Source organism: Dyella sp. A6 (assembly GCF_036320485.1).
Classification (GTDB): domain Bacteria; phylum Pseudomonadota; class Gammaproteobacteria; order Xanthomonadales; family Rhodanobacteraceae; genus Rhodanobacter_A; species Rhodanobacter_A aluminiiresistens.
In genome coordinates this window covers 325,664-340,531 of record NZ_CP132911.1, presented here as the reverse complement: position 1 = coordinate 340,531, position 14,868 = coordinate 325,664, and the positions used below count along the sequence as shown (strand labels likewise).

The window sequence follows — 14,868 nt, the reverse complement described above, 5'->3', positions numbered from 1 at the left end:
TTGGGAGATTCTTACCGATTGGTAAGAATCGTTCGCACAGGCCGCATGCGGGCGACACCGGCCGTCATCGCCAGCGCGGTCGTGTTGACAGCGTTACGACGTGCGTCGTAATCATGCGCTATGAGCCGTTATTCACTGCCCGCCGATGATCTGGAATACGCCGTGCTCAGTTCGCTCTGGGCGCTGGGAACGGCATCGGTGCGGGACCTGCACGAACGCGTCGGGGTGCCCGCCGGCTATGTCTACACCACCACCGCCAAGGTGGTGGATCGCTTGCGCGAAAAGCGCCTGGTCGAGCGGCGCCGGGACAACAGTGCCTTCGTGTACCGACCGACGGTCGAGCGCGCCGAAGTGGAACGCGTGCGGGCCCGGCAACTGATGGGACGCTTCCTCGGCCCGGAACCGCAGGCCGCGGTCGCTGCGCTGGTCGACGCGGTCGGCGAGATCGATCCGGACCTGCTCGAACAGTTCGAGCAGGCGATCCGCGACAGAAAGGCACTTGACCGTGGGCCGTGAAACCCTGCTCGGCATCCTGTTGCTGCTGCTGGGCGGCCTGACCGTGCAGCCGCTGGCGGCGATCCGCTTTCGCGGGCGGCGCGATGGCGATGGCGATGCCGGCGTCGCCGAACGACATGCCTGGCTGCATCTGTGGCTGCCGGTGGCGCCGACCTGGATCATCGCGGCCTGGCTGGGCGGGTGGGCGCTGCGCGAACCCGACCCGGTGCATGACCGCCTCGACCCGTGGCTGCTGCTGGCCAGCTGCCTTCCGTTCGCCTTGGTCGCGTCGCGTGCGCTGTTCCGTGCAGGCTGGGCACTGCTGCGCGAACCGGCCGGGCAGCCCATCTGCACCGCCGGCCTGCTGCGCCCGCGGATCGTGTTCTCGCCGTTCCTGGTGCCCTCGCTGGAAGACCGCCAGGTGCGCGCGGCCTGGGAGCACGAACAGGCCCATGTGCGTCATCGCGACCCTCTGCGTATCTGGCTGGGCCAGCTCGCGGCCGACCTGCAATGGCCGTGGCCAGGCGCACGCGACCGCTTCGACCACTGGCTGGAAATGCTCGAACAGGCACGCGACGACGAAGCCCGCCAGCACGGCGTGTCCGGGGCCGACCTGGCCGCCGCGGTGGTGGTCACGCTGAAGTATGCGTCGCAGGACCGGCATGGCACGGCAACGAGCCGGCCACGCCTGCTGGTCGATGCCGCGCTCGGCGGCAATCCCCAGGCGCTGGAGCGCCGCATCGTGCGGCTGCTGGCGAACCGGAGCGCGAACGTCGCACCCGCACCGCCGGAAACGCATCGCGCTTGGCTGCCGCTGATGCTCGCGTGCACGCTGCTGACGGCCGTATTGCTGGGCGCGCTGTACGGCGAATCGATCCTTCACCCCATGCTGGCATGGACATGTCTGCTCTGAGCACCGCAAGCAACTGGCCGCGACGCCTTGCCGCGCTGGCCGCCCTCGCCTGCCTGGCAGGCATCGTCGACGTACACGCCGCCACGCGCACGCCGTCATCCGGCGATTACGCGGTGGCCCGCCTGCAGCAGCGCAGTACGGTCTACACGGCCTATGCCCAGGTGGAGCCGGTTGCCACCGTGCCGGTGCGCGCACTGGTGCCCGGCGCGCTGCGCGACCTGCATGTGGTGCCCGGCAGCACGGTCGTCCGTGGCGAGGTACTGGCGCAGCTCGGCGGCTCCCGTCTGCGCGCCTTCATGACCGGCCGCGAAGCGGCGCTGCACAGCGCCATCACGAACGCAGCGACGGCACGACAGGCGCTGGCGATCGCCCGCCGCCAGTTCGCGCAACGGCTGGCGACCCGGCAGGACGTCGACGCGGCACGCAGTGCGCTGGCCTCGGCGCAGGCGGCGCAGGCAACCGCCAGGACCCGGCTGGCCGAGGCGCGCGACATGCAGGGCCTGCGTGCGCCAGTGGCAGGAACGGTACTGGCGGTACATGCCGGCGACGGCGAGCAGGTGACGACCGGCGAGACCGTGCTGGTGCTGCTGCCGGCGAACCGGCTGTGGGTTGATGCCACCTACTACGGCGCCGACGCCACCCGGCTGCACCCGGGCATGCGCGGCCGCTTCCAGCCGGCCGACGGCAGCGCTGCCGTGCCGGTCAAGGTCGTCTCGGTCGCGGCGGCACTGGCGATGGACGGCGGCCGCACGGTGGGCCTGCTGCCGCTGGCGGCCACCCCGCCCGCATCGTGGATCGACGGCCAGTCGGGCACGGTGAGCGTGGACGGCCCGCCGGCGCAGGGCGTGGCGATACCGACCTCGGCACTGGTGCTGGATCGCGGTCGCTGGTGGGTGGTGCTGCACACGTCCAGCGGCAACACGCCGCGGCAGGTGATACCCGGACCGGCGCAGGGCTGGCACACCTGGATCGTCTCCGGCCTGCGCCCGGGGCAGCAGGTGGTGAGCAGGAACGCCTTCCTGGAATACCACCGTGACATCGCCCAGTCCTACCAGCCGCCAGACTGAACATGCCCGCAGAGATTCCATTGCCGCGCCTGCTGCGCCGCCCGCTGCTGTGGGTGCTGATCCTCGGCGCGGTGCTGACGTATGCGGTGATCGCCTTCGTCGACACCCCGGTCGAGGTGCTGCCGCAGTTCGACTACCCGCAGGTCAGCGTCACCGCGCACCTGCCCGGCACCACCGCGACCGAGCTTGAGCACCTGGTCGTCAACCCGCTGGAGAGCCAGATCCTGGCGTTGACCGGGCTGCGCAGCGTGCATTCCACGATGGGCAGCGGCACGGTGGAAATCGACGTGCGCTTCGGCAAGGACAGTAACGCCCAGGCCGACCTGCAGGCGATCAACGGCGCGATCGACCGTGCGCGCGGTGAACTGCCCACCCAGGTGCATCCGCTGGCCGAGATCATGGGCAACGCGATCAACGAGGTGGCCGATTACGCGGCAGAGATTCCCGCGGGCATCGCGGCGGCGCGCGTGCAGCGCGCGGTGCAGGCCAATATCGTGCCGGCGCTGCGCGCGCTGCCCGGGGTGCAGTTCGTATACACCTTCGGTGCCGGCAACGAGGCGCTGTGGATACAGCCCCGGCTGGGTGCGATGCGACGCTATGGCATCGGCATCGACACCATCGTGCAGGCGGTGAAGGCGCAGGTGCTGCTGGCGCCTGGCGGCTATCTTTCGCTGGGCCACAACGACGTGCTGATCGAGGCGCGCAACCTGCCGACCCGAATCGCCCGGCTGCGCCAGGTGCCGGTCGCCACGCCGCAGGGGCCGGTGCCGCTGACAGCACTGGCGCGCATCGTGCGGGCAGGCGTGCCGATCCATAACGCGGTGTCGCTGGACGGCCACCCCAGCGTCGCGCTGACCGTGTTCAAGCAACCGCACGCATCGACCCTGGCGGTAACGCGCGCGGTGCAGGCCGCGCTGGAGGCCAGTCAGCCGCAGCTGCCCGCCGGCGTGCACTGGGTGCGCATCTACGACCAGGGCTACATCGTCGGCATGGTGGGACGCGATCTCGGCCGCAACCTGCTGATTGGCGCCGCGCTGGCGGTGCTGCTGCTGTTCTGGGTGCTAGGCGCGGGCCGAGGCATCGTGGTACTGGCCCTGGCGATTCCGCTGTCGCTGGCGCTCGGCATCGCTGCGCTGCACCTGATGGGGCACGACCTGAACCTGATGACGCTGGGTGCGCTGTCGGTGGCGGTGGGCCTGCTGGCGGACGACGCGATCATCGTGCTGGAGAGCATCTACCACTGCTGGGAACGCGGCGACGCACACTGGCAGGGCATCCTCAATGGCGTGCGCAGCATCGCGATACCGGACGTCACCGGCACCCTCACCAATGTGGCGATCTACGTGCCGTTGCTGTTCGTCGGCGGACTGGTCGGGCTGTTCTTCATCCCGTTCTCGCTGGCGATGATCCTGGCGCTGCTGGCCTCGCTGCTGGTGTCGCTGTGCTTCATTCCGCTGGGCCTGGGCTTCATCGGCGCACGCCCCAGCGCGGGCAGCCGCAGCGGCCAGCATCTGCTGGAATGGCTGCAGCGGGCCAACCAGAAACTGTTCCACTGGGTGGCCCGCGCGCCACGCCTCAGCCTGGGCATCACCTTCGCGGTACTGCTGGTCAGCCTGGTCGGGCTGGTGCTGGTGCCGATCGACTTCCTGCCGCTGCCGAACGAAGGCACTCTGCTGGAATCGTTCACCCTGGCGCCGGGCGCGTCGCTGCTGGAAAGCCGCATCGCCGTGCAGAACATCACGACGCGACTGCTGGCCGACCCGGCGGTGGCGCATGTCGATGCGCGCATCGGCTCGGGCGCATCGACCACCTATACCGAACCCGCATGGGCCGGCGAGATCCAGGTGACGCTGAAGCCGGGCGTGAACGTCAACGCGCTGGACGCCATCGGCCAGCGCATCCAGCGCGAATCGCAGCTGCCGGGCGTGCAGCTGTCGGTGGACACGCCGACCATCGAGCGGGTCGGCGAGAGCCTGTCGGGCCTGCCGCAACCATTCGTCATCCGCGTATTCGGCAGCCGCATACCGGAATTGCGGCGGATCGCCGGCGAGATCACCGCGCGGCTGAAGCGTATCCCGGCACTGGCCGATGTGTTCGACAACGACGGCTACCCGGTGACCCAGCTGCAGATCGAGCCACGCAGCGCCGCGCTCGCGCTGCATCGGCTGACACCCGCCGCGTTGTACGCCCAGCTCGATCCGCTGATCGATGGCCAGGTGATCAGCCGCGTGCCACAGGGCAATGTGCCGCTGGACCTGTATGTGCGGCTGGCCGATGCCCCGCATCGATCGGTGGCGGACCTGTCCGCGCTGCCGATCCGCACTGCAGGTGGCTGGACGCCGTTGGACCAGCTCGCCCGGCTGCAGCTGGTGCAGACGCCCAACCAGATCCGTCACATCGCCGGCGCCCGTGCGCTCGACATCCTGGCCACGCCGACCGGTCCGCTGGGCAGCACCGACGCCGCGGCGCGACGCGCCCTGGCCGGACTGCGCCTGCCGGCAGGCTACCGCATCGGCTTCGGCGGACTCGCTGCCGAACTCGAACAGGCTGCACTGGGCCTGCTGCTGGCCGGCGCGGCAGCATTCGCGATCATGGTCGGCATCCTGCTGCTGCAGTTCGACGGCCTGCTGATTCCCGGCATCCTGCTGCTGGAGATCCCGCTGGCGCTGACCGGCGGTACCGTGGCGCTGGTGATCAGCGGGGTGGGCCTGAACGCGATGGGCATGGTCGGCTTCCTGACCCTCGTCGGCATCGGTCTGCGCCACAGCATCGTGCTGCTCGATCGCGTCCGCCACAACGAAGCCGCCGGCATGCCGGTGGACGACGCGGTGCACGAAGCGATCCGCATCCGCTTCCGCCCGATCGTGCTGACCGCGCTCACCGCGATGCTGGGCATGCTGCCGACCGCGCTTGGACTGGGTCAGGGCGCCGCGCCCGAGCAGGGCCTGGCCGTGGTGATCCTGGGCGGACTGGCCTGGAGCGCAGTGCGCAGCACCAACCTGATTCCCGCGCTGTACCTGCACTGGCGTCACCGCCAGCTGGCGCGGCAGCAGTCCGGTTGAACGCATCTCCCTGGCCCATTGCGTGCATGTCGATGCCGCGCCTTCAACATGCGGGCAAAGCGCCGAAAAAATACCCTTTTGAGCGTTGTAACAGCCCTTTCGCGGGGGCATGATCCTTCAAGCGTTCTTCGCATTCCGATACGTCTTTCCGCACGTTCGTCAGCACCGCTTTCATCAGCACCGAGTGAATCCATCATGCATCCGGGCGAACCCTTGACCGAGGGCAGGACAACATCCCGCATCCTCATCGTCGACGATCACCCGATGGTGCGTGACGGGCTGCGCTCGATGCTGTCCCGCGAACCCGATCTGGACATCGCCGGCGAGGCCACCCATGGCAGGGAAGCCATCGCCCAGTACCGCGCGCTTCGTCCGGACCTGATGCTGATCGACCTGCAGATGCCCGAAATGGATGGACTGCAGGCCATCGCCGCCATCAGGGACGAATTTCCGGATGCCGCCATCATCGTGCTGACGACCTTCCTTGGCGACGCCAGGGTGGCCAGGGCATTCGCGCTCGGGGCCACCGCCTACCTGCTCAAGACGGCACGCAGCCACGAGATCATCCGCGCCATCCGCAACGCACTGATCGGACGCCGGACCATGGCTGCCGACGTGGCCGAGCAGGTGGCGCAGCACATGGGCCACGAAGCACTGACGGAACGCGAAACCAGCATCCTGCGCCTGGTTGCGAAGGGCCAGAGCAACCGCAGCATTGCCGGCGTACTGCACCTTTCGGAAGACACCATCAAGGCACGCATGAAGAGCATCATGCGCAAGCTCAACGCGGGCGACCGTACGCATGCCGCGATGATCGCACTGGGGCGCGGCTACATCGATCCGGTGCAGTAAAGCGCAACGCTACGGCACAGGCATCAGATCATGCCCATCGATTTGGCGCAGGCCACCGCCTCCGCGCGGGTCCTGGTCGAAAGCTTGACCGCTATGCGCTTCATGTGGCTTTTCACCGTCTCGGGCGCGATGTGCAGCTCACGTGCCGCACCCTTGTTCGAATAACCCCTGCTGACCAGATCCAGCACGCCGATTTCGCGCTGACTGAGCACGATGTCGGGAGTCTGTCGAGCATCGTCATGTGAATACCCGGCTTCGCACGTGACCAGGATGCCGTTGATATAGGCATGGAGGTGCCCAAGCTGGTTTTTCCGCGACGAACGGATCCATTGCAGGCACGGCCCGATGATCGAAAGCTCGTCCACGAAGGTGCGGAACAGACCCGCCGCGGCGCCTCGCTCGAGGGCACAAAGCATGTCAGCGCAGGCATCGTCCTTGCGACCGGCACGATACAGGCTGCCAGCGGCCAATGCGGCAAAGCGGACCGCCAGCACTGCCAGGTGGCGCCCGCGCAGCCAGTCGCCAAGCAGGCGGAACCCGGCCGCCGCCGCGGTGTAGTCGCCGATCGCGAAAGCAATACGCAGGCGCGCCGCTTCAAGCGGCCAGGTATCCACATCGAATCCGGCAACCGGCCGGGCCGTTGTCGCTCCATTCTGCTGTGCACGTGCAAGCGCACGGCCAGCCAGCTCCGTTCTGCCATCGGCGAGCATGGCGACGATTTCGAGTGCAGCAAAGTATGCAGCCAGCCGGGTCCAGCCTTTCTGCCGGCATGTGTCGATACCCATGCGCACGAATCGCGACGCCTGCGCCCGGTGACCCTGCGCCATCGCCAGGCGGAAAGCCGTCGTACGTCCCCACATCACGGCATCCGCACCGCCATGCTGGTCGATCGCCGCCTCGCGGCTGCGGAGCAATGCCTGCGCCTGCTCCATGTCGCCCATTTCGTAGGTCACCGCGGCCAGCACACAGCGCGACAGAAGCGCAACCTTGGCGTCATGCCCGGAAGCCCGCTCGGACAGTTCGATGGCACGTCTGGCATGGCGCTCGGCCAGTTTCAGGCGCAGCTGCTCCGCCTCGGCGGCCGCCTCGATGGACAGGTTGACGACCTGCGGAATCCACACGCCCCTGCGTGTGCGATACAGGCGCGGCGCGGACAGCTCGTAGAGCGCATCGAGCCGGCGCATTTTCCAGCAGGCGTAGCGGATGACCGTCAGCAGCACCATCCGCATACGCGGCGACAGCGGACGCGCGAGCACGTCACCGGCCAGCGCCAGCGCCTGCTCGGCGTCGTCTCGCCAGAGGTAGCCGATGGCGACCAGGACATCCCGCTCGTCCCGGCGTTGCCTGCATGCCGCCGCGTCCTGTCGACATGCCGGCAGCGCGCGCATGCGATCGACCTGCCGCAGCAGCTCGTCGTGTTCGAAGCGCTCGGCCGCACGCCAGCTCGCATCCAGCATCGCGCGCGACGCGATGCCGTCGAGTGCACCGGAGACGCCGGCAAACGCCGTGGTCAGCAGTTCTGGCCGGCCACGGTGCGGAACATCCTCTTGCCGCAGGCACGCATGCATAAACACCTCGATCCATCGCAGTGGCGCAGTAGTCGCACCACCGGCTCCCGGGCTGCCTGCAACAGAACATCGTCGGATCGCGGCAGCCACCCCGTAGCTTCCAACCTACCCGCATCCGGCTTCCGGCGATGCCCTCGCGCGGGTAGATGTTTTCCACCCTGCCGGGTGCACCATGCGACCCGAAAGGGTCAACCGCGCCCGCAGCCGCGAAAGCCCCCATCAGGGGGATGGGGTGCATCCGTCCAAAACGGCAGACTGGTGCCGAGTCCATCGCCCGTACAGGCCTGGAATCCCCGTCCAGCGGACTCCCCCACATCCCTCATGTTTTGCGGAGCGTTGCCATGGGCAAGAAGGTTGCAGAGATCGTCGTCGAGGTGCTCGAGCAGGCCGGCGTGAAGCGGTGCTACGGCATCGTCGGTGACACACTCAACCTGATCGCCGAGAACCTCGACAAGAGTTCGATCGACTGGGTCAGCGTGCGCCATGAGGAGGCCGGCGCGTTCGCCGCCGGTGCCGAGGCCCAGCTCACCGGCGAACTGGTGGCCTGCGCCGGCTCGTGCGGACCGGGCAGCCTGCACTTCATCAACGGCCTTTACGAAGCCAACCGCAACCGCTCGCCGGTGGTGGTGATCGCCAGCCAGGTCACGATGAACGAACTCGGTTTCGAGTTCATCCAGGAAGTCGATTTCAAATCCGTGTTCAAGGAATGCACGGTGTACTGCGAAATGATCCTGACCCCCGAACAGGCCCGCAAGAAGGCCGTGGCCGCCTGCCAGGCCGCACTGAACGAGCGCGGCGTGGCGGTGCTGATCGTGCCGGTCGACATCTCGCATGGCGAGGTCAAGCAGGATTACCCCTATCGCGTTCACCACGCACGTCCGGACATCCGGCCCAATCCGCGGGAGATCGAGGCGATCGCCGACATCCTCAACGCGGGCAACAAGGTCACCATCTACGCCGGCGCCGGCTGCGAAGGTGCGCTGGACGAGATCAAGGCCGTGGCGGAGCGGCTCAAGGCGCCGATCGCACATACCTCGCGCGGCAAGTCCGACCTGGAACACGACAATCCCTACAACGTCGGCATGACCGGCATCCTCGGCAACGAAGCGGGCTATCACGCCGTGCTCGAATGCGACACGCTGCTGCTGCTGGGTGCGGATTTCGCGTGGCGCCAGTTCTACCCCGACCACGCCAACATCGTGCAGATCGACATCAAGCCATCGCACCTGGGGCGCCGCCACCACGTGACCCTTGGTGCAGTGGGCGACGTCAAGCTGACCCTGCAGGCGCTACTGCCGCATCTGGAAAACAAGGCGGATACGCTGTTCCAGCAGGAGTTCGTGCGCCGCTACAGGAAAGCCCGGGACGAGTGGCAGAAGCACCTGAAGCCGGGTCACAACGATTCGATCCCGGCGTCCTACCTGATGTCGCGCATCAACGCGCATGCCGACGAGGATGCGCTACTGGTCGGCGACGACGGCTCGCCGATCGTATGGGCGCTTCGGGTGTTCGAGACCAACGGCAGCCGACGCATCTTCGGCAGCCTGCTGCACGGCACGATGGCGTCCGGCCTGCCCAGTGCGCTGGGACTCAAGAAGGCCGCGCCGGACCGCCAGGTGATCGCCTGCTGCGGCGACGGCGGACTCAGCATGCTGCTGGGTGAACTGATCACCACCCTGCAGGAACAGGTGCCGGTGAAGATCGCCGTGTTCGACAACGAGAAGCTCGGCTTCGTCGAGATCGAGCAGAAGGCCGAAGGCATCCTGGACACGTTCACCAAACTGAAGAATCCCGACTTCGGCAAGGTTGCCGAAGCCATCGGCCTGTGGGGGCGCACGGTCACCACCTCGAGCGAGCTGGATGGCGCCATCCAGGAATGGCTGGCGCAGCCCGGTCCGGCCCTGCTCAACGTCAAGGTCAACCAGCTGGAACTGGTGCGGCCACCGATGATCGAGGCCAAGCCGATCCTCGGCCTGTCGCTGTATTCGATCAAGGCCATCCTGCATGGACGCGGCGCCGACGTACTGGAAATGATCCGCGAGAACATCTGATCGATGCCCGGCAGCGGGCGCCGATCCAGCCCGGGTTACCCCCATTCAGGGGATACAGCCACGCCGGCGCGCATCGCACACTCGATCTCGATGGCGTGATCCGCTGCACGATGCGGCCGCACCTCGTCGCGGCCATGCTGCAGTGCGTCTCCTGCCCGGCCATCTCCCCCCGCACAGAGGCGAATGTCATGCTCGAACATCCACGGCCACGAAAGCTGCATGTTTCCGCCGTGGCGATGGCCGTGCTCCTGTTGAGCAGCTGCAGCGCTGCACCCTCGCGCAACATCCTCGGCTCGTATTTCCCCAGCTGGATGTTGTGTGCCGTGTTCGGCATCGCCGGTGTCGCGGCGATCCGCTTCGTGCTGGTCAGGACCGGCATCGACGCCGCGTTGCCGCTGCCCGTGCTGGTCTACCTGAGCCTGTGGATCGCGGTGACGCTCGGTCTTTGGCTGGTATGGCTGGCATGAACACGACAGCTCCGGTGCCGGACCGTCGTATCGCGGGCAAGGCGGTTGCCGCGCTTGCGGTCGTGGCGGCAGTGACGACCATCGTATGGTCGATGATCGTGCTGAGCCATCGCCCGCGCACGCACGATGCCTACATCTATGCCTATAGCGCCAGCCTCGCGCCCGAGGTCAGCGGACGCGTTGTGTGGATCGGCGTCCACAACGGCCAGCGGGTGCACAAGGGACAGGTGCTGCTGGACATCGATCCCGCGCCCTACGTGCTGAAACTGCGCCAGGCCAGTGCACAGGTTGACGCCCTGAAGGCTGAAATTGCCCTCACCGGTCGTCGGGTCGACGCCCAGGGTTCGGGCGCCGTCGCCGCCGCCCACGAAGCACAACGCGCACGCCAGCAGCTGACACTGGCCCACGACACCCGGCTGCGCCTGGAGCCGATGCTGGCCAAGGGATTCGTCACGGCGCAGCAGGTCGACCAGGCGCGTACCGACGAGCAGGCTGCCCGGGCGCAGCTGGCCGCGGCCACCGCGAAAGCCACCCAGGCCCGGCAGAGCATCGGCGATGTCGCGAGTCTGGAAGCCGACCTGCTTGGTGCCGAAGCCGGCGAAGCCCTGGCCGCACGCAACCTGCGCGAAACGCATATCGTCGCGCCTGTCGACGGCCGGGTCGCCGGCTTCGACCTGGCGCCGGGCTCGTTCGCCACCGCAGGCCATCCGCTGCTGACCGTGATCGACGACGCGAACTGGTATGCCGTCGCCAATTTCCGCGAAACCGACCTGCGCCATATCAGGCCCGGCGAACACGCCACGGTGTGGATGATGGGCCGCGACGGGCATCCGCTCAGCGGCACCGTGCAGAGCATCGGCCAGGGGGTTCAGCCGGAAGGATCGGTCGGCCCGGGCTTGCCGCGGGTCGGTCGTGATCTCGACTGGGTAGTGGTCGCGCAGCGCTTTCCGGTATGGATTCATCTGGATCGCGGCAGCACGCCGTTCCTGCGTATCGGAGCGACCGCTTCGGTGCGGGTGCAAGATGCGCAGCTGCGCTGAGTCGCCACCGCGCGACGGTTTGCCCGGTCTGCTGCGCCTGGAGCTGCAGGTCGACCCGGCGCGCTGGCGCAGCATGCTGCGCATCACCGCGTGCACCGTGGTGATGCTGATCGTCACCATGACCTTCCGCATTCCGTTGCCGGCCTACGCGATCTATATCGTGTTCGTGGTCAGCCAGTCGGACGCGGCCTCGACCCTGATCACCGCGATCGGCGGCACCCTGGCGATCACCCTGGCGGTCAGCCTGTCGATCCTGCTGTACGTGTTCGATGCCGGTGCACCGGCCCTGCGCATTCCGCTGCTGGCGCTCAGCGCGTTTCTCGGTCCGTTCCTGGCGCGCACCAGCTCGCTCGGGCCGGTGGCGTTCCTGTCCGGCTACGTGCTGGTGTTGACCCAGACCCTGCTCGACGAAAGCCCGGCAACCGAACCGGTGGTGCATGGCGTGCTATGGCTGTGGGTCATCGTGGTGGTACCAGTAATGGTGACCGTCGCCGTCACCCTGGCCACGGGCGAACGTCCGGCAACCCTGGCGCGCAGACAGGCCACCGCGGTACTCGCCGGGCTGGCTGCCTACCTCGAACATCCCGGCACACAGGACCCGCAGCGCCTGCGCGGACAACTTGTCGCGCTGGAACAGCTGAAGACCCGCGCACAGAACTGGGACAGGCGCCTGCAAGTCTTCGCGCTGGAGGACAACGCCATGCTGGCGCTGTTGATGGAAGCGCTGGACATCGCCGTCACGCTGCCTGCCGACACGCCGCAGGGCATGCGTCGCGAGCTTGCCGGTGCGCTGCAGCAGGCCGGCCGCCACCTGCTGGCACGGCGCCGTGGCCAGGCGCCATCCGGGCACGGCGAACGCGCATCCGCATCTCCGAATCCTGACCGACCCAATCCGGGCCAACCGAGACCGGATCAGCCCACCGCGCTGGCCTTGCAGCAGGTCATCGACGAACTGCTGCTGAGATCTCTGGGGCACGGCGATGCGACCGCGTTGCCGGACCCACCCGCCCCACGCGCATTCTTCATCGCCGACGCCTTCCGCAACCGCGAGCATGCGCGCTTCGCCGTCAAGGTCATGCTGGCCGTGCTCGGTGCCTATGCGACCTACACCCTGCTGGACTGGCCCGGCATCCGCACCGCCGTGACCACCTGCTTCTTCGTGTCCATGACCACGTTTGGCGAGAGCCTGCACAAGTTCACGCTGCGGATTTCCGGTGCGCTCATCGGTGGACTGCTGGCCGGGCTCTGCCTGGTCTTCGTGCTGCCCAGGCTGGACGATATCGGCCAGTTCTGCCTGGTGATGGCAGCGGTGTCGCTGTTCGCTGCCTGGATCAGCACCGGCAGCGAAGCGATCTCCTACGCCGGCATGCAGATCGCGTTCGCCTTTTTCCTGGGCACGCTGCAGGGCTTCGCGCCCGCCAGCGACCTGACCGTGCTGCGCGACCGCGTGGTCGGCATCCTGATCGGCAATGCCTGGGTAACGCTGATGTTCGCGTCGCTGTGGCCGGTCAGCACCGCAACGGAAATCCGGCGACTGCAGGCATCGATGTTCAGCACCCTGGCTGCACGGTTGCGCCAGGACGCCAGCGAGCCCTCCCGCGCCTCAAGCGGATTGGCGCTGGGCAGGCAGCGGGCTCACGCCGATCAGTTGCGCGCGCGCAGCCACTTCGAATGGCGCCCGGTCAGCCACGACCGCCTGCTTGTGGACGCAGCAGCGGCCGACCGTATCGTGTCGCACGCACGGGTGCTGCTCCGTCTGCGGCAGACCACGGCCGCAACGCCGGATACACAGTCCGCCGATGCCGACATCGCCGCGAAACTGGATGCCCTGGTCCAGCCGCAGGACCATACCGACCCGGCCAGCCGTCCACCGGCTACGTCGACGAACGCATTGAGCCGGGCTCGCCGGCAGTTGCTGGAGGACATCGACCATGCGATGCATGCGCACTGAGCGCGTCGCCAGGGCGCTGCTGGCAACCGCCCTTGCGGTCGGATCCGGCTGTGCGGCTGCGCACGCATCCAGCCGGTCATGGGTGATCTCCCGTCCGCCACCGACGCCGACGACGCAGCATACCTATTCGCTGAATCAGCTGATCCGGCTGGCTCTTTCCATCAGCCCGCAGAACCACGCGGCCGAAGCGCAGCTCCGGCAGGCTCGGCTGTCCACCCGCCTGGTCCGCAGCCAGTACGCGCCGCAGATCGACTTCAAGACACTGGCCGGCATGCAGCACACGCCGCTGGCCATTCCGAGGACGGTGTCGCGACGCGGCTATTTCATATCGCACGCGCAGGAAGTACTGCCCAGTCTCGAACTGAAATGGCTGCTGTTCGACTTCGGCCGGCGCAGGGGACAGCTGCAGGCGGCCCGGCAACAGGCGCGTGCGGCGGCGGCCAGCTTCAGCGGCGAGCGCGAAAAGCTGGTGTTCGAGGTAACCCGCGCGTATTTCACCGCCACCTCGGCGCAGGGCAAGGTCCACGCGGCGAAGCAAGCCCTGCAGGCAGCGCTGCTGACCGAGCAGGCCGTCGTCGACCAGCGCCGACACGGCCGTGCCACCGTGGTCCAGGTGGCCGAAGCGCATCGCCAGTCTGCCGCCATGCGCCTGCGCAAAACCCAGGCCGAAGGCGATGCACGCACCGCCTTCGCCAACCTGCTGGCTACCGTGGGCATGTCGCCGGACGCGCATTTTTCGCTGGTCGTGCCCGGCGACGCGAGCGTCGCGCAGACGCCGCTGCAGCCACTGCGCGCCGAACTCGACCGGGCCATGCGCGACCGGCCCGACATCCGGGCGGCGCAAAGCCAGGTGCTTGCCGCCGAGGCGAACGTGACCACCGCACATGCGGCCTACCGCCCGACCATCGGACTGAAGGTCTCCGTGTTCCAGAACATCGGCAGGACGAGCAGCGACGGCAGCCCCTATTCACGCATCGACCGCGAGGGCAACAGCGTGTTCCTGTCCTTCCAGTTGCCGCTCGCCGATGGCGGTGCACGCGCCACCCATGTGGCCATCGCCAACGCCAAGGAAAGCCAGGCCGAGGATGCACTGGCGGCCACGAAAGACACCGCCGCACGGCAGGTCGTGCAGAGCTGGAACGACCTGCGGACCAGCCTGGACAACCGTCGCCAGGCGCGCGATTACGCCCATGCCGCCGCACTCGCCTACCAGGCCTCGCTCGACGCCTACCGCCACGGGTTGTCCAGCATCAATGCTCTGAGCGACGACGAGGCCGCACTGGCCAGGGCCGAAGCCAGCCAGCAGGCGGCCGATGCCGATGTCCTGATTGCGCATGCGGCGCTGGACCTGGCCACGGGAACGCAGGTTTCACCCTGAAGGTCCGACGTCTCGCGCCTTCGC

The 14,868-nt window shown here is 67.8% G+C and carries 11 protein-coding genes; 10 read left to right on the top strand and 1 reads right to left on the bottom strand.

The window, feature by feature from the left end:
• Positions 1 to 120 precede the first annotated feature (120 nt).
• The 5 genes from RA164_RS01360 (at position 121) to RA164_RS01340 (ending at position 6,389) form a co-directional block, all read left to right on the top strand.
• The gene (locus RA164_RS01360) at positions 121 to 516 is read left to right on the top strand and encodes a BlaI/MecI/CopY family transcriptional regulator (RefSeq protein WP_329742189.1); all 396 of its coding nucleotides are present in this window, start codon (positions 121 to 123) and stop codon (positions 514 to 516) included.
• Positions 500 to 1,408, top strand: a complete 909-nt coding sequence (locus RA164_RS01355; RefSeq protein WP_329742188.1) for a hypothetical protein — start codon at positions 500 to 502, stop codon at positions 1,406 to 1,408. Before RA164_RS01360 ends, RA164_RS01355 begins: the two co-directional genes overlap by 17 nt.
• On the top strand, positions 1,396 to 2,475 hold the full coding sequence (locus RA164_RS01350) for an efflux RND transporter periplasmic adaptor subunit (RefSeq protein WP_329742187.1): 1,080 nt from the start codon (positions 1,396 to 1,398) through the stop codon (positions 2,473 to 2,475). The genes RA164_RS01355 and RA164_RS01350 overlap by 13 nt, the downstream gene beginning before the upstream one ends.
• A 2-nt stretch (positions 2,476 to 2,477) precedes the next feature.
• Entirely contained in the window at positions 2,478 to 5,537 is a 3,060-nt protein-coding gene (locus RA164_RS01345; protein WP_329742186.1) for an efflux RND transporter permease subunit, read from the top strand.
• Positions 5,538 to 5,732: 195 nt separating this feature from the next.
• The gene (locus tag RA164_RS01340) at positions 5,733 to 6,389 is read left to right on the top strand and encodes a response regulator (RefSeq protein ID WP_412731055.1); all 657 of its coding nucleotides are present in this window, start codon (positions 5,733 to 5,735) and stop codon (positions 6,387 to 6,389) included.
• A 23-nt stretch (positions 6,390 to 6,412) separates the two neighbouring features.
• On the opposite strand, the gene RA164_RS01335 is transcribed toward RA164_RS01340, so the two are convergent.
• A complete protein-coding gene (locus RA164_RS01335; protein WP_329742185.1) occupies positions 6,413 to 7,957 on the bottom strand; it encodes a LuxR C-terminal-related transcriptional regulator in 1,545 nt (514 codons plus the stop codon).
• Between the two features lie 341 nt (positions 7,958 to 8,298).
• Here RA164_RS01335 and RA164_RS01330 point away from each other — a divergent pair, with 341 nt between their 5' ends.
• From RA164_RS01330 to RA164_RS01310, 5 genes are all read left to right on the top strand, one after another.
• On the top strand, positions 8,299 to 10,008 hold the full coding sequence (locus RA164_RS01330; RefSeq protein WP_329742184.1) for a thiamine pyrophosphate-dependent enzyme: 1,710 nt from the start codon (positions 8,299 to 8,301) through the stop codon (positions 10,006 to 10,008).
• Between the two features lie 188 nt (positions 10,009 to 10,196).
• A complete protein-coding gene (locus RA164_RS01325; RefSeq protein ID WP_329742183.1) occupies positions 10,197 to 10,475 on the top strand; it encodes a YtcA family lipoprotein in 279 nt (92 codons plus the stop codon).
• Entirely contained in the window at positions 10,472 to 11,515 is a 1,044-nt protein-coding gene (locus tag RA164_RS01320) for an HlyD family efflux transporter periplasmic adaptor subunit (RefSeq protein ID WP_329742182.1), read from the top strand. Before RA164_RS01325 ends, RA164_RS01320 begins: the two co-directional genes overlap by 4 nt.
• Positions 11,499 to 13,466, top strand: coding sequence for an FUSC family protein (locus RA164_RS01315; protein WP_329742181.1), 1,968 nt, complete (start codon positions 11,499 to 11,501; stop codon positions 13,464 to 13,466). The genes RA164_RS01320 and RA164_RS01315 overlap by 17 nt, the downstream gene beginning before the upstream one ends.
• Entirely contained in the window at positions 13,456 to 14,844 is a 1,389-nt protein-coding gene (locus RA164_RS01310) for a TolC family protein (protein ID WP_329742180.1), read from the top strand. Before RA164_RS01315 ends, RA164_RS01310 begins: the two co-directional genes overlap by 11 nt.
• The last annotated feature ends 24 nt before the right edge of the window (positions 14,845 to 14,868 follow it).

What these genes read in the sequence shown, in the direction of transcription:
- RA164_RS01315 (WP_329742181.1), top strand. Translation starts at nt 11,499, where the DNA reads ATGCGCAGCTGCGCTGAGTCGCCACCGCGCGACGGTTTGCCCGGTCTG.
- RA164_RS01340 (WP_412731055.1), top strand. Translation starts at nt 5,733, where the DNA reads ATGCATCCGGGCGAACCCTTGACCGAGGGCAGGACAACATCCCGCATC.
- RA164_RS01360 (WP_329742189.1), top strand. Translation starts at nt 121, where the DNA reads ATGAGCCGTTATTCACTGCCCGCCGATGATCTGGAATACGCCGTGCTC.
- RA164_RS01310 (WP_329742180.1), top strand. Translation starts at nt 13,456, where the DNA reads ATGCGCACTGAGCGCGTCGCCAGGGCGCTGCTGGCAACCGCCCTTGCG.
- RA164_RS01335 (WP_329742185.1), bottom strand. Translation starts at nt 7,957, where the DNA reads ATGCATGCGTGCCTGCGGCAAGAGGATGTTCCGCACCGTGGCCGGCCA.
- RA164_RS01350 (WP_329742187.1), top strand. Translation starts at nt 1,396, where the DNA reads ATGTCTGCTCTGAGCACCGCAAGCAACTGGCCGCGACGCCTTGCCGCG.
- RA164_RS01345 (WP_329742186.1), top strand. Translation starts at nt 2,478, where the DNA reads ATGCCCGCAGAGATTCCATTGCCGCGCCTGCTGCGCCGCCCGCTGCTG.
- RA164_RS01320 (WP_329742182.1), top strand. Translation starts at nt 10,472, where the DNA reads ATGAACACGACAGCTCCGGTGCCGGACCGTCGTATCGCGGGCAAGGCG.
- RA164_RS01330 (WP_329742184.1), top strand. Translation starts at nt 8,299, where the DNA reads ATGGGCAAGAAGGTTGCAGAGATCGTCGTCGAGGTGCTCGAGCAGGCC.
- RA164_RS01325 (WP_329742183.1), top strand. Translation starts at nt 10,197, where the DNA reads ATGCTCGAACATCCACGGCCACGAAAGCTGCATGTTTCCGCCGTGGCG.